General features: G+C 53.9%; 8 protein-coding genes and 1 tRNA gene. 4 read left to right on the forward strand and 5 right to left on the reverse strand.

Annotated elements, in window-relative coordinates; all coding sequences use genetic code 11:
* Positions 1 to 86: 86 nt before the first annotated feature.
* The 5 genes from DFR30_RS11015 to rnr form a co-directional block, all read right to left on the reverse strand.
* Positions 87 to 2,006 carry a hypothetical protein gene (locus tag DFR30_RS11015; RefSeq protein WP_132973202.1) on the reverse strand — a complete coding sequence of 640 codons (1,920 nt, stop codon included), beginning with the start codon at positions 2,004 to 2,006 and terminating at the stop codon, positions 87 to 89.
* 45 nt (positions 2,007 to 2,051) lie between these two features.
* Complete coding sequence (locus DFR30_RS11020; protein ID WP_132973204.1) at positions 2,052 to 4,949, reverse strand: right-handed parallel beta-helix repeat-containing protein; 2,898 nt, start codon at positions 4,947 to 4,949, stop codon at positions 2,052 to 2,054.
* A 155-nt stretch (positions 4,950 to 5,104) separates the two neighbouring features.
* A complete protein-coding gene (gene rlmB, locus DFR30_RS11025; protein WP_132973206.1) occupies positions 5,105 to 5,851 on the reverse strand; it encodes a 23S rRNA (guanosine(2251)-2'-O)-methyltransferase RlmB in 747 nt (248 codons plus the stop codon).
* Between the two features lie 39 nt (positions 5,852 to 5,890).
* Positions 5,891 to 6,544, reverse strand: coding sequence for a YiaD family glycine zipper/OmpA-like lipoprotein (locus DFR30_RS11030; RefSeq protein ID WP_132973208.1), 654 nt, complete (start codon positions 6,542 to 6,544; stop codon positions 5,891 to 5,893).
* The gene (gene rnr / locus DFR30_RS11035) at positions 6,528 to 8,996 is read right to left on the reverse strand and encodes a ribonuclease R (RefSeq protein WP_132973210.1); all 2,469 of its coding nucleotides are present in this window, start codon (positions 8,994 to 8,996) and stop codon (positions 6,528 to 6,530) included. The genes DFR30_RS11030 and rnr overlap by 17 nt, the downstream gene beginning before the upstream one ends.
* Positions 8,997 to 9,132: 136 nt before the next feature.
* On the opposite strand from rnr, the gene DFR30_RS11040 reads away from it, so the two are divergent.
* The 4 genes from DFR30_RS11040 to DFR30_RS11055 all read left to right on the forward strand — a co-directional run bounded on the left by DFR30_RS11040 (position 9,133) and on the right by DFR30_RS11055 (position 14,915).
* Positions 9,133 to 9,219: transfer RNA gene (locus tag DFR30_RS11040), tRNA-Leu, on the forward strand.
* A gap of 214 nt (positions 9,220 to 9,433) precedes the next feature.
* The gene (locus DFR30_RS11045; protein ID WP_165869180.1) at positions 9,434 to 11,422 is read left to right on the forward strand and encodes a TonB-dependent receptor plug domain-containing protein; all 1,989 of its coding nucleotides are present in this window, start codon (positions 9,434 to 9,436) and stop codon (positions 11,420 to 11,422) included.
* A 6-nt stretch (positions 11,423 to 11,428) separates the two neighbouring features.
* A complete protein-coding gene (locus tag DFR30_RS11050) occupies positions 11,429 to 12,445 on the forward strand; it encodes an ABC transporter substrate-binding protein (RefSeq protein ID WP_132973214.1) in 1,017 nt (338 codons plus the stop codon).
* A complete protein-coding gene (locus tag DFR30_RS11055; RefSeq protein WP_132973215.1) occupies positions 12,429 to 14,915 on the forward strand; it encodes an EAL domain-containing protein in 2,487 nt (828 codons plus the stop codon). Before DFR30_RS11050 ends, DFR30_RS11055 begins: the two co-directional genes overlap by 17 nt.
* Positions 14,916 to 14,966 lie beyond the last annotated feature (51 nt).

Here is a 14,966-nt window from a genome sequence, read left to right on the forward strand (position 1 = left end):
TGTCTGTAAACATGACCAATATAATTAATTTCATGACTTTATCCTCAACCCTGGCCTGATATTTCTCTGCCAACAACATCACACAATCACATACTCTGGATTCGCCAGACGCCGTCGGCGCCGCGCACCAGTATGACCTTGTATGCCCTGGTTCCCCGCACCTCATCTCTTGTCACCAGCAGTTCGGCATAGCTACTACCAAAACGATTGCTTCTCACGGTGCCAAGACGGTCCGGCAGGGTAGTAATGTTGGCAGACAGTACATTGAAAGCTTCGAGATACTTTGCTCGCATGGAGCTTTCGAACATATCGACAGCTCCGCTGATATCACCGGCACGCAGACGGCCGAGCATGGCGTTATAGGCGCTCCGTCGGCGTGAGTCCGCCGCAAAAGGATCTTCTGCAACAACAATAAAGAAGAGGTCGTAAGCATCGCCGACACTGTCGACAATACTGACCTTGCCGGTGTAAAGACCGGCTGTGAAATAGGTATTGGGAATCTGAAGTGTTCCCTGCGGCACATCGAGGGTTGTGAAATCGAAGCTGCCGTCATTTTCAAAGTCGACCTGCAGGCTCTGCAGGTTGGCGCCGCTGCTATTCGTTACTGCAAGACTGACCACCAGTGGTGCAATACCGGAATCCGGTGTCAGGTTCATTTCAAACGGCAGCCCGGCGCTGCCTGTCAGGCTGATGGTTTGTGTGAGTGAAGCACCATCCGGCGCCGTTGCCGTAATATCGATATTGTTGGCGCCCGGCAACAGGGGCAGGTTATTGACGACAAACTGATCTCCATAGACCGCCGCCACCTGACCGTTCACGGCAATACCGGTATTGGCGGGACCTGCCCAGTTGCCGGTCAGATTTACCACGTCGTCATTGATGGTGGAAGTATCGGTTGGCTGTATGTTGGTGAGCGACAGGGCGGGCGGCACACCGGCAATTGCGCTACTGGCCCACGCCGCCTGGTTACCCAGGTCGTCTTCCGCCACTATCGACAGGGTATCACCTGATCCTGCAGCGATGTTTGCTGAAAAGCTTCCATCACTGTTGGCCGTTACGCTGACGACTTCCCCGGTACGGGCATTGACCAGGTTGATCATACTGCCGGCCTCGACGCTGCCGGCCGCACCGGTTACTGGCACATTGCCGGATGATGGAGTGCCGAAGGTAACCAGCTGGATATCAGGGTCGGCGGGCGGTGTTGCGTCCAGTGTGATGCCAACGGTCAATGTGGTGGTATTACCCGCCAGGTCCGTTGCGACCAGACCAACCGTATTCGGGCCTTCGGCAAGTATCACCGGGCCCGTGGTAAAGCTGTTATCTGCGGCCACATTCACAGGCTGACCGTTGACGGTCAGCGTCACGGTTTCGTTCACTGAACCCGTGAATATTTGTTCGACCCGGTTTGTCAGGGTGCCATCGACCGGGCTCGTCAGGGTCAGTACCGGCGGAGTGGCATCCATTGTGACGTCGATCGCATTGGAGTCTGTCGATTCCCGGATAGCTCTATAGCTACGTGCCGTTATCCGGTTAGCCCCCTCGGCAAGGGTGACCGAGCCCGAAAACCTGCCCGCCGCGTCCGCAACAAGCACTGCCTGCTGTACCCCGTCCACAAACAGGCGGATACCGGCATTCGGCGTCGATACACCGGCTACCGGGTAGTTCGCCAGGTTGGTCAATGTTGACGCTGTCGTCAGTTCGGGCGGCAGCGGGATGAATGCTGTTGCGAATGGTATGTATATGAGCGTAGGTAAAGAGGAAGGACCATCAACATCATCGTAGATACCTGCCTGCACTTCGCTGTCGACCGTGGTACCCCACCAGTTGTCGTCAGCCGCCAGAAAGCGGCCCGTATTTGAAAAAATACCGGTTTCGTAATTATAGCGTGCGTTATTCAGCAGGTTGTTGCCCTGAACCCGGACATCGGGGTCCCAGTTATAGCCGTTTTCCCTGCCTCTCGAGGCATACACCCCCCTCTCGTTATTCTCGACCCAGTTGAACAGCACAGTACTGTTGCTGCGACCGGTAACACTGATACCGTAAGCAGCCTCCTAGACGTGATTCCCCTGAATTGTGGCGTCATAGAAGGCGGCCCAGATCCCGCGCCCTGAACTCCTGTTGTTCACGGTGATGCGGTTGTTCTCGATATTGCCAGTGAAATAGCTGTCGGTATTCCCAGAGTAATAGATACACCTGGAACTGCAATTGGTAAATGTGTTGTATTTAACTGAAACATTCGTGGCATTGACCTCAACACCAGTCTGCACATTTTCAACCTGTAGGTGGTGGATGGTCTTGTTGGTACTGTTGACCAGCAAACCACCCCAGTAATCTGCTGTTGCCGGATTGTCGATGGTACTTGTGAGCAAGGCCGGGGCCGCTTCGGTTGTTTGCAGGTCCAGGTCGCCATTGACAACAAGACGGGCTCCGGGCGGGAACCTGACCACCGATCCGGGTTCGATGGTCAGCTGTATACCTGCTGGCACGAATACCGAGTCGGTTAGCGTATAGGAGCCATTCGCAGCACTCCAGACGGTATTCTGCGAGAGGACACCATCCACTCTGGCAGAGTAAACCGGCTCGCCGAGGCTGTTGAGATAGGGTGAGTACTGGATCTGGTTTGAATTCAACCCGGCAAGGATTACGGACTCGTCTTCACTTCCCCACCAGTTCAGCGTTGCATCCAGAACGGAGGTGTCACCAAAGCCATTTATAAAATAATTGTATGTCGTGTTCCCGTATATCCGGTTATTCCGGATAACCGGATTCACGTCATCAAGGTTCCCGTATTTCGTTATATTGATGCCGTAGTTATTGTTGCTTACCAGGTTACCTGAAATCGTCGGTGCTGCAGTAAACCCAGCAGGCACGTCACCCGAAATATTGATACCGTTGTTATTATTGATGACCCGGTTATTGGTAATAGCCGCCCCTGTCAGCCTGGCATATATTCCGCTATCGGCATTATCTACGCTATTGTCCCGCACCACGCCATCAGCGGTATCGAAGGAGATACCAGTACCACTCTGCACGGTATTATTCAGAGTGTTATTGCTGACTTCGGCCTGTATAACGCCATTGGCTACCCGCACGCCATCCCTGGAAAAATCACTGATCTTGCTGTCGACAACCGTTGTATTGCTCCCCAGCACCTGGATTGCGCTTGTAGCAAAACGAATATCCGCACCTGCCACGCGGTTACCATTGGCATACAGGGAAATACCCAACCACTCGCCGGCCTGCGGAGTTGTACTCAATGCGTCGAATCTGGCCGGGTTTGCAGTTGTACCATTGACCCAGAGGTTCCCGCGCGCGGAAAGGATGGAGTCCGCGGCAAAAAGTAACTGCGCACCTTCATCAATCGTCAGCACTGCCGTATTTGCCACAACGAATGCACCAAGCACTGTATACGTTGTGCCAGCAGGGAGTGTGGTACTTTGTGATATCAGTCCATTCAGGTAGTTACCCGGTACAGGGGAGCCGTTCTCGGCATCCAGGAACGGCACAAGGCGTGTAATGGGTGCATTAAAACCCTGCGCCCGTGCATAGTCATAGATACCGGCAGAGATGACTGAGGGATCAGTACTGCCCCACCAGTTTTCGGAAAGATCCTGCTCAATACCGACAAGCGAAGCACCCAGGGGGCTTGTCGGGTCTACATAACCATCCGTCACATAGGAACGCTGACTATTGTTGTAGAACGCATTACGTTTAATGGTTGGAGAAGGGTTATTAGCCACATTGCTGTAATCACCAAAGACGCCAAGCCCGTTGTTGTTATCACTGAAGGTTGTACCGTTGATAACGGGTGAGGAGCCCTGTTCTATGTACATACCAAAGCTGTGGTATCTGAAAGAACAGCCGGTAATTGTCGGGCTGGCCCCCGTTAACCGCATACCCATGGCTTTAGAGGTATAGGTCGTCCCGGTATACGAACCACTATATTCAACCTGCGTATTGGTTATATTCCCACCAGAACCCTGACGCATCCATATACCAGCTGTCTTTGAGTTCTTGATCGCACTACTTTCAAGGGCAAGTGTCTGCAGGTCTATAACATCAATGCCAATATCGGCCCATTCGATACTGGCGTTACGGATGGTCACATTGGTAGCGCCTGAATCAACCAGGACACCTTGCCAGTCACCGGTTCGCGGTATCGAGGCTGTACTGGTGAACTGAATTGGCGTTGCTGTTGTCCCCAGAAGTTCAAGTCCGCCAGACACCCGCAAACTGGCACCTGACTCAAACTGGAGCACGGCACCAGGCTGGATATACAAAGTCGCTCCCGCTGCAACAACAAGGTCACCACTGACAATATAGGGATCAACAGGATTTCCTGCAGTCCAGACAGTATTGGCTGCAATGTAGGTATCGACCTGGTTACGGGCGATGGTATTGGTGTAGTTGACGGTGACGGAAGCGCTTGGCTGACTTTCCAGGAGACCATCCCAGGCGGTGAAATAGATACTGTTTGCACCGTCATCCAGCTGAACACCCACAGAAAAACTGCCGTCTGTAACGGAAGCTTGGCTGCTTTGTTGCAACACGCCGTTTACGTAGACACGTACTTCTTCGCCTGGCAAGGCATTTCCGGATGCCGTGACGGGATTCGTGGTGGATTGATCGGGAAGACTACCGATGACTGGCGCGTCAGGCCCGACATAAACATCGGGCAGTGTCACCTGCCCCAGCAGAGCGCGCGTGAGAACAAGAATATCCGCGGCATTTAATACGCCGTCAGGGCTGCCGAGAGGCGCCACATCCCCGATGCGTTTCTGACGCTCGGTAGGCACAGGATTTCCCTGGACCAGGCGGGTAAGAACAACAAGATCACCGGCATTACGCACACCGTCCGGATTACCCAGAGGCGCCAGATCACCACCGGGGCGGGTTTCTGCCAGGACCATGGTCGAAACGAGCAGTATCCATACCGCCAAATAGCGCATTCGTGTACCCCCCGTACACGGTTTGCAACAGAACCGTTACTGAACTGACTTGATAATACCCCATTTTAACACTGGATACTTGCCCGCTCTGTTTCATACACTTTGAGCCATTGAAAGCAGAAAAAGATTGCCGCGCTGCGCTCGCAATGACGGGTTTATTTTGTCCGGCGCTGGCGCTGCGCCTCGAACAGGCAGATACCGGTAGCGACAGAGACATTCAGACTGCTGACCGAACCGGCCAGGGGAATCGACAGTAACCCGTCACAGTGCTCGCGGGTAAGACGACGCAGGCCTTTACCTTCGCCGCCCAGCACCAGCGCCAGGGGACCGCTCAGATCAGTATCGTAGAGTGAGGTTTCCGCCTCGCCGGCCGCACCGTAGATCCACACGCCGGCATCGCGCACGGCTCGCAGGGTACGCGCCAGGTTGGTCACCCTTACAACGGGTATGGTTTCTGCGGCACCACAGGCCACCTTGCGCACCGTGGCATTCAGCGGTGCGGACTTGTCCTTGGGAATAATAACCGCATCGACACCCGCGGCATCGGCGCTACGCAGGCAGGCCCCCAGGTTGTGCGGGTCCTGAACGCTATCGAGAATCAGCAGAAACGGCGGTCGTTCCAGCGATTCGATGAACGCTGGCAGATCGTGCTCACCCAGACCTGGCGCACCACCGGTTTCCGCCAGTACACCCTGGTGAGTGACACCGGGCACGCGCTCATCCAGTTCCTGGCGGGCAACACGACGTACCGGCACGTTGGCCGTTTCGGCCAACGCCAGTATTTCATCCATACGAGCGTCACTGCGGGTTTCCAGCGCCAGCAGCAATGAGATACGCGCCGGGTTACGTTCCAGCAGGCTGCGTACAGCGTGGAGGCCAAACACCCGCTCGGTTCGCTTCACTGTCACGTCCGGTACGTGTGCGTATGATCCACCCGCGTATCAATCAGATGTAATCGGGCGCACCAGGATCTCGACACGACGGTTCAGTTGACGTCCGGCTTCTGTCGCATTGGTCGCCCTGGGCTGTGTCTCGCCACGACCCACAGCATCCAGCCGGTTTGCGGCGACGCCATGATCAATAAGGTAGTTCATAACGCTGCGTGCGCGACGCTCGGACAGGGCCTGGTTATAGGCTTCGGAACCAATGTTATCCGTGTGCCCGATTACCGTCACTGTCGTTTTCGGGTAGCGGGAGAGAATACTCGCCACCTTGTCGAGCGTTGGAAGAAAAGCCGGCTTCAGACTGGCGCTGTTGAAATCAAACGACACTTCACTCGAAACATCGATCTTCAGACTCTCGTCCTGCAGACGCTGGATTTCAAGATCATTGCGGCGTTGTTCCTCGGCAAGTTCTGCCTCGAAAGCACGTTGCTGTTCGTCCATGTAATTACCGGTCGCCGCACCGGCGAGGCCGCCCACCACTGCGCCTGTCAGGGCGCCTTTTTTACCGCCACTGACCTGCTTGCCAATCACAGCACCGGCAATGGCACCGACAACAGCACCGGTTTTTGCGCGCCGGTTGGGATCGTCTGTTGCGCAAGCAGACAGCGCTATCACCATTACGGCTATTACCGTATTACGAATCTTTTGCATTTTTCTCACTCCCTTCTGGGCTACGTTTTCTACGACCGCCGCGCCGGCGCTTTGGTTTCCGTTTCTTTGTTCCACCACTCTTTTCATCTGTAGAACTGCTGCTTTCCTGCCCGCTTCCTGTTTTGGCTTCGGGTTTGGCCTTGCTTTTACTTTTACGCTTGCGCTTTGACTTGCTCTTGCTCTTGCTCGTGTTCTTTCGAGGCGGCTTGCCACCTTCATCCGGAGCTCCTGGCAACTCGAAATCCATCTTGCGCTCATCGAGATCAACGCGTACCACCCGGACTCTGACTTCATCACCAAGGCGGTAGGACATGCCAGTCCGTTCACCACGCAAACGATGGCCGGCCGGATCAAAATGATAGTAATCATTGTGCAGGGCCGTGATGTGCACCAAGCCTTCCACAAAAATATCCTTCAGCTCGACAAATATACCGAACGAGGTCACGCTGGTAACGATGCCGTCATATTCCATGCCGACCTTGTCCAGCATGTACTCACACTTCAGCCAGTCAACCGCATCACGCGTCGCATCATCGGCACGCCGTTCGGTCGTCGAACAATGCTCGCCGATCGCCGCCATGTCATCCACGCTGTAAGCAAATGATTCGGCGCTGTTGACCTTGCCGGTTTTCTTGCCCTGCTTCTTGTAACGCGCTTCGGTGCGTAAATGGTGACGAATAGCGCGATGAACCAGTAAATCCGGGTAGCGGCGGATCGGGGAGGTGAAGTGCAGGTACTCGTCTTGCGACAGGCCGAAATGCCCGATATTCTCCGGGCTATAGCGCGCCTGGGACAGGGAACGTAACATAACCGTCTGAATTAAATGGGCATCGGGACGATTCTGGATCTTTTTCAGCAGCGCCGAAAATTCAGAGGCAGGCGGTTTGTCCCCGCCCCCCAGCGACAGCCCAAGTTCGGAAAGAAATTCGCGCAGGTCTGTCAGTTTGTCGGCCTTCGGCCCATCGTGCACCCGGTACAGGGTCGGTAATTTGTGCCGGTTGAGGAAACGCGCCGAACAGACATTGGCGGCGATCATGCACTCCTCGATAATCTTGTGCGCATCATTGCGCACCACCGGCACAATCTTCTCGATCTTGCGGTCCTGGCCAAACACGATACGTGTTTCCGTCGTATCGAAATCTATTGCACCGCGCTTCTCGCGCTGTTTACGGAATGCCTTGTACAGGTCGTACAGCTGCTCCAGCGGTTTGATCAAGGGCTTGTATTGCGCACGAACCTCCGGGTCCCGGTCCACCAGCATGGCCGCCACTTCACTATAGGTAAGACGCGCATGCGAGCGCATGAGCCCTTCCATGAAGCGGGAACGGATTACCTTGCCTTCGGCATCGATATACATCTCGCAAACCATACACAGACGGTCTACATCCGGGTTCAGTGAACACAGTCCGTTCGACAGGACCTCCGGCAACATCGGGATAACGCGTTCGGGGAAGTACACCGAGTTACCGCGCACCTCTGCCTCGGTGTCCAGCGCTGTGCCCTTTTTAACATAGTGCGACACGTCGGCGATGGCGACCAGCAGACGCCAGCCTTTGGGTGTCTTGCTGCAATAAACGGCATCGTCAAAATCACGCGAGTCAGCACCGTCGATGGTCACCAGCGGCATTTCCCGCAGGTCCACACGCCCGCGTTTGGCGGCTGGCGGAACCTTGTCCGCAAGACCCTGGATTTCATCCTCGACGGCATCCGGCCATTCCAGCGGCAGTTCGTGTGCACGTATGGCCACGTCGATTTCCATACCGGGCGCCATGTGGTCGCCAATGACTTCCACGACCCGGCCAACCGGTCCGGAACGCTTGCTCGGTTGCTCGATAAGTTCAACGGTCACAAACTGGCCATGACGTGCGCCACCGACCTGGTCTGGTGGCACAATAATGTCGTGCGTCAGCCGTTTGTGATCGGGTACCACGTGACTGATACCATTTTCGAAATAGATACGCCCGACCACCCGGTGTGTACACCGCTCCAGCACTTCAACGATGGCGCCTTCCCTGCGACCACGCCGATCGATGCCGGTAACGCGCGCTACCACCCGGTCGCGGTGCATGACACCACGCATTTGTCTTGGCGACAGGAACAGGTCATCACCACCCTCTTCCGGCACCAGGAAACCAAAACCGTCCGGGTGGGCAATGATGCGCCCGCGCACCATGTCCATGCGGTCGATCAGTCCGTAACCGCCCTTGCGGTTGCGCAGTAGCTGGCCATCTCGCTCCATGGCGCGTAATCGGCGCCGCAGGGCCTCCAGGGCTTCCTCGCCGGACAGCCCGAAGGACTCGGCTATTTCCTCACGGGTCATCAGGCGCCCGACTTCTTCGAGCCGCGACATAATGAATTCACGGCTGGGAATCGGGCTGCTGTATTTGGAGGCCTCGCGCTTGGCGTAAGGATCTTTAGATGAGGATTTCTTACTATTGCTTCGTTTTTTCATGGCGGCATGCTAACCAGTTTGGCGGCTAAATGAAAATCCCGGGCCGAACAGGCCCAGTATAGCCGCCATTGACAACCCTGATAACGGGGGGTAAAGTGCGCGCCTCTCGCATATCTGCGATCCACCGATTTATATTGCCGAGGTGGTGAAATTGGTAGACACGCTAGCTTCAGGTGCTAGTGGGGGCAACCCCGTGGAGGTTCAAGTCCTCTCCTCGGCACCAAACATCCCAGCTGTTTTCCCCGGCGCAAGGCGCTAACGGGCACTCCCGGCAGTAACGCATTGCCTTTACACAAAATCCCCCTTAGGATGTCGCAAACACAGGCGACAGAACAGTTGACCCCAGGCCATACTTCCCTACCTGCGCACTGTGTACGTCTAAACCAGAACATAAACAGAGAACAGGCATGTGCATTTTCAGGCCCCGTTCCCGGATATTGACTCGCGATATTACCGGCCACGGATTAAACGAAGGCTTTTTTCCGTTCATATCAGCCTTCCTTGTTGCGTCAATATCACCATTTACTCCCGCTTCAGCCAACGACGCTCTGTTATCAGAAGAGGCCTTCCTTGACGAGCTACCGATTGTACTCTCTGCCTCACGTCTGCCACAGTCGCCCGCAAATACCCCCATAGCCACCACTGTCATTGACCGGGAAATGATTGTCGCGTCCGGCTTTACCGAAATACCGGACCTGTTGCGACTGGCACCCGGCTTTATCGTCAACTATGAAAACGGGTATAACCAGGCTGTCGGATATCACGTACTCTCGGATCAGTACTCACGCCAGATGCAGGTGCTGGTGGATGGACGGTCAGTCTATGAACCGTCGCTGGGCGGAGTTTCCTGGACTGACCTGCCACTGGCCATCGATGATATCGAGCGCATCGAAGTCATGCGCGGTCCGAATGCTTCCAGTTATGGCGCCAACGCCTTTACCGCCATCATTAATATTATTACCCGCCAGGCTGTGCTCGACCGCGGCCTGATGCTGAAGAGCAATATCGGAAGCGACGGGCTCACCGAAGGCTATATGCGTTACGGAGGCGCCCACAAAAACATGGATTACAGGGTCACGGCAGCTTACCGTGAAAACAATGGTTTTGATGACCGGTATGACGACATGCAGGTCAGGCTGATTACAGTACGCGGCGATTTTCAGCTCGATCTCGACAATACACTCATGGTGCAACTGGGGCACAACAGCGGCTCAAAAGAAGATGACGACGTTTTCGATGAACTGGTTCCCGATCACAAAAAGCAAACCTACAGTCAGTTCCAGCAAATCAGACTGACGCACACGCTGACTGCAGACCAGGATGTCTCGGTTCAGTTCTACCACAACCAGAACAAGAATATTAATGATTTCAACAGCACCCCGGTCGCGGCACTGGGCGGCACTCGACTCTATTTCGACGAAAGGGTCACGGCCGACCGCTGGGACATTGAGTTCCAGAACATACTGAAGCCTGCAAAACCCCTGCGTCTGGTCTGGGGTGCCGGCGCACGCAAGGATGAAGTGGTCGGACCCACGTTTTTCAATACAAACCGTCACGTTGTAAATGACTCCTGGCGAATTTTCACCAATAGCGAGTATTACCTGACTGACAAAACGCTGCTCAATGCCGGTGTCGTCTATGAAGACAGTGACACCGGCGGCAGAAATATTTCTCCTCGCGCATCTGTCAATCACCACTTCCACAAAAACCATACCCTGCGCCTTTCCGCGTCACGTGCGTATCGTGACCCGTTTGTCTTTGAGGAATCTCCTGACTACCGCTTCCCGCTCCCCGCGCCCAATAATGTACTGCTCTTTGATGCGGGCAATATCGATTCAGAACGTATTACAGCCCGGGAAATTGGCTATATCGGAAACTTCCCGCGTGTTCACACATCACTGGATGTCCGCTACTTCCACGAAAAACTGGAAAAACTGATTTCTTTCGATAAAGCCACATTTTCAGAGGGTGTCGATGGCACAGCCCTGTTCTTCAACAATTTAAACAGCGCACAAATAAAAGGGGTAGAAGTGTCTGCCAGCTACCGACCGGGGAATGGCAACCGCATTAATATTAGTTACACACACCAGGACATTGACAGCCATGATATGGGCGGAAACGGCAACTACGCGGACGCCGGCCCGGAGAATATGCTGAATGCACTTGTCATCCACGACTTTAAAAATGGCTACTCTGCCAGCGCAGGCTTTTACTACCTGTCAAGCATGAAAGAACTGTCAACCAATGATGTACGTCGTGCACAGTATCGCACCGATATCCGTCTCGCCCGCACACTCTCGACAGCCAGGCAGAACATCACGCTGGCACTGGTTGTCCAGAACCTGTTTGACAATGATGAAGAAACCCGGCTCAGGAACAACATTGACCGACGAGCCTACGGCTCAATCAGTCTCAGCTTCAAGTAGTACACGATGTCAAAGCAGTACAGAAAAACCGGTATGCTGGAGTATGTCCACAGCATCCCGATGGCCATTCTCCTTGTCACGACACTGACGTTAATCGTCTTTTTCATGGCGCCTGACTCCGTTCAGGCAAAAGAAACTGTCAATATACTTTTCGTCAGCAGCCAGAATACATCGCCCTATCTCCGGTTTGTCGAGGAAGCAGAACTGGAACTTCGAAAAGGGGATTCACTTTCTGTTAACACCACCACACTGTCGGCAAACCAGCTGGGTAATGACAAATTCACTAACACTGCACTGACCTACGACCTGATTGTCTCATTGGGGAAAAAGGCGGCCGAGGCCGTTTTAAAACTGAAACCAGAGACCCCGGTCCTGTATACGCTCATCCCGGAAGTCACCTATAACAGTCTGAAACAGTCCGGCAACCTTGCTTGTCCCGACCGACAATGCTCGGCAGTCTATATAGACCAGCCCCTGAACCGGTTACTCCACATTGTGGCTGTCGCATTTGACGGACAACGGGAACTGGGAGTTCTGCTAGGCCCGCTGTCAGTGAAGCAAAGTGACATGCTCGACCAACTGGCGAAGAAAACGAGGTTCACCCTGCACACCGAACTCGCCAGGAACCAACAGGAAATTCTGCCCGCATTGAACAGCATACTTAAACAGTCAGGACTCCTGCTTTCGATACCTGACCCGGTCGTATACAACCGGAAGACAGCCAAAAGCATACTACTGACAACCTATCGACACAGGGTTCCTGTCATCGCTTACTCACGCGCATACGCCGAAGCAGGAGCCACCCTGTCTGTTTTTTCGACACCGAAACAAATTGCCGTACAGACGGTCAGTGTGATCCAGGATTTCTTCGACAGTGACACAAACGCACTACAGCCGCCACAGCACCCGAAACGCTACAGCATAAAAGTCAACCGGCATGTTGCCGAGTCACTGGGCCTGGACTTCGATGCAAACCCAACATTCCAGTCATTGCTAAAAGAGGCAGATGATGAAGAATCTTAATATCCAGAGCAAAGTGCTGCTGGTGACATTGCTGCCGCTTATGATAACCGGGTTCCTGCTTTCCTCGTTCTTTATCTGGAGTCAGATTTCCGGGATTTCGACCGCACTCGACAGAAAAGGACAGTCAATTGCCAACCTGCTGTCTTCCGCCGCTGAATACGGGGTGCTTTCAGGCAATGAAGTCGCGCTCACAAAACTGATCTACGCATCTGCACACGATCCCGACATCATGGCAATCGTTGTGTCTGACAAGCAGGATCAACCCATAGTACACACTCACCCGTCCGGCTGGGCAGACCTTGAAAAGGTCATTCAATCCGGCAATGACAGGTTATACAAAATATTCACCACACCGGTCTTCTACTCAAGCCTGCCCGTAGATGACTACGAGCCTGACGCCTCAGTCGGGGGTACTCCAGGTGCGGCCACAGACCTGATTGGCTATGTACATGTGATCGTTGACCGGAAACACGCGATTGCACAACAGACGGACGTTCTGGTAAATGGCCTGTTGATCACCGCAATCGCAATACTCATCACGGCTTACTTTGCCAGCCTGATGGCACGCAGCGTCACATCACCGATCCGATCTCTGACCTCGATCACAGACGCCATCAGCAAGGGTGAACTCGAGAAACGAATTGCTGTCGACACGGGTGGTGAAATCGGCATCCTGCAGAAAAGCATCAATTCAATGGCTACAGCACTGGAGCAGGCACGAAACAAGGAAACAGAACGCGCGACCGACGCGTTGTTTATTGAAAAGGTCAAGGCCCAGACAACGCTCGAGTCACTTGGTGAAGGCGTCATTACCACCGATGCTTCCGGAATAATAACCTACCTGAACCCCGCAGCCGAGAAACTCACCGGCTGGACATTTTCCAGCGCTTGCCGCCGTCCACTGCACGAAGTTTTCAAGGTTGTCTCGTCAAATACGCGTGTGCCAATTGATTACCCGGTCTACGACTGCATTAATGGTGGAAATACAATACACCACGACTTTCTGCTGACACTCACCCGGCACGACGGGAAAGAATTTATCATCCAGGATACGGCCACGCCCATCCGTGACAACTACGAAGATATCATCGGGATGGTCCTGGTATTCCATGACTTCTCAAAACTGCACCGCATGTCAGAAAGACTTGCTTACCAGGCATCGCACGATGACCTGACCGGGCTGTTAAACCGGAGGGAGTTTGAAGCCCAGCTTTCCCGGGCACTGATCGAGGTCAATGATGAAGCCACCGAGCATGCACTCTGCTACATCGATCTCGACCAGTTCAAGATCGTCAATGACACCTGCGGCCATAAGGCGGGCGATGAACTTCTCAAACAGCTAACAGTCGAGATCAGGAAAAAAATCCGTAACCATGATGTCTTCGCCCGCCTGGGTGGCGATGAATTTGGCATTATCCTGAAAGACTGCCCGATGAGTAATGCGGAGAAGCTGGCCGCACACATCAAGGATGCAGCCAGCACTTTCCGCTTTTCCTGGCAGCAGCACACCTTTGAAATAGGTGCGAGTATTGGCCTGGTACCCATTACTCATGGTCACGCAACAACCAGCGACCTGATGATGACAGCCGACTCTGCCTGTTATATCGCCAAGGACAAGGGCAGAAACCGCATTCATATCTACGAACCGACTGACGAAGATATCATCCAGCGCAGTGGGGACATGCAGTGGCTGCAGACCCTTAACAAAAGTATCGACAACGACAAGCTCGTCCTGTACAGCCAGTTAATCACGCCGATCAGCGAGACACAGGGACTGGGGCAACATTATGAAATCCTGCTTCGAATGAAAGGCATTGAAGGAGACATTGTCCAGCCGGGTCTGTTTATCCCTGCTGCAGAACGGTACCACCTGATGACTTCTATTGACCGATGGGTTGTCAGGAACACTTTTCTCACACTTGCTAAAGCGGGACTTTCCGGTATCAAGGCTGACCTTGATGTACCGGGATTCAGTCTGAATCTCTCTGCCCAGTCGCTAACCGAAAACAGTTTCCTTGATTATGTTGTGGAACAGTTTGAAGACAGTGGTATCAATCCTTCACTCATCACCTTCGAGATCACCGAGACTGCCGCCATCGCAAACCTGGCACGTGCAACCGAAGTTATTGAAAAGTTGAAGCAACTTGGCAGCCGCTTCTCCCTGGACGACTTTGGCAGTGGCCTGAGTTCATTTGCCTACCTGAGCAATCTGCCGGTGGACAATATCAAGATCGACGGGCATTTTGTTCGTGATATTGCCGACAACCCCGTAAGCCGGTCGATTGTTGAATCTGTTGCACAGATCGGACGGGTTATGGGGGTAAAAACGATTGCGGAGTTCGTGGAAAACGACTATATACTTCAGGAGGCAAAAGACTGTGGTATAGATTATGTTCAGGGCTATGGCATAGAGCGTCCGCGCCCGCTGAAAGACATACTGAAGCACCTCGGTCTGACCCGGATGACCTGAACACCAGGCTAACCGGGCTTCTGGCAAGGCATTCACACCACCTTTGACCAG

It is taken from the genome of Thiogranum longum, assembly GCF_004339085.1.
In the GTDB taxonomy this organism is placed as follows: domain Bacteria; phylum Pseudomonadota; class Gammaproteobacteria; order DSM-19610; family DSM-19610; genus Thiogranum; species Thiogranum longum.

Bases quoted from the DNA above. Each gene is read 5' to 3' on its own strand.
- DFR30_RS11020 (WP_132973204.1), bottom strand. From the start codon at position 4,949: ATGCGCTATTTGGCGGTATGGATACTGCTCGTTTCGACCATGGTCCTG.
- DFR30_RS11030 (WP_132973208.1), bottom strand. From the start codon at position 6,544: ATGCAAAAGATTCGTAATACGGTAATAGCCGTAATGGTGATAGCGCTG.
- rnr (WP_132973210.1), bottom strand. From the start codon at position 8,996: ATGAAAAAACGAAGCAATAGTAAGAAATCCTCATCTAAAGATCCTTAC.
- DFR30_RS11050 (WP_132973214.1), top strand. From the start codon at position 11,429: ATGTCAAAGCAGTACAGAAAAACCGGTATGCTGGAGTATGTCCACAGC.
- DFR30_RS11055 (WP_132973215.1), top strand. From the start codon at position 12,429: ATGATGAAGAATCTTAATATCCAGAGCAAAGTGCTGCTGGTGACATTG.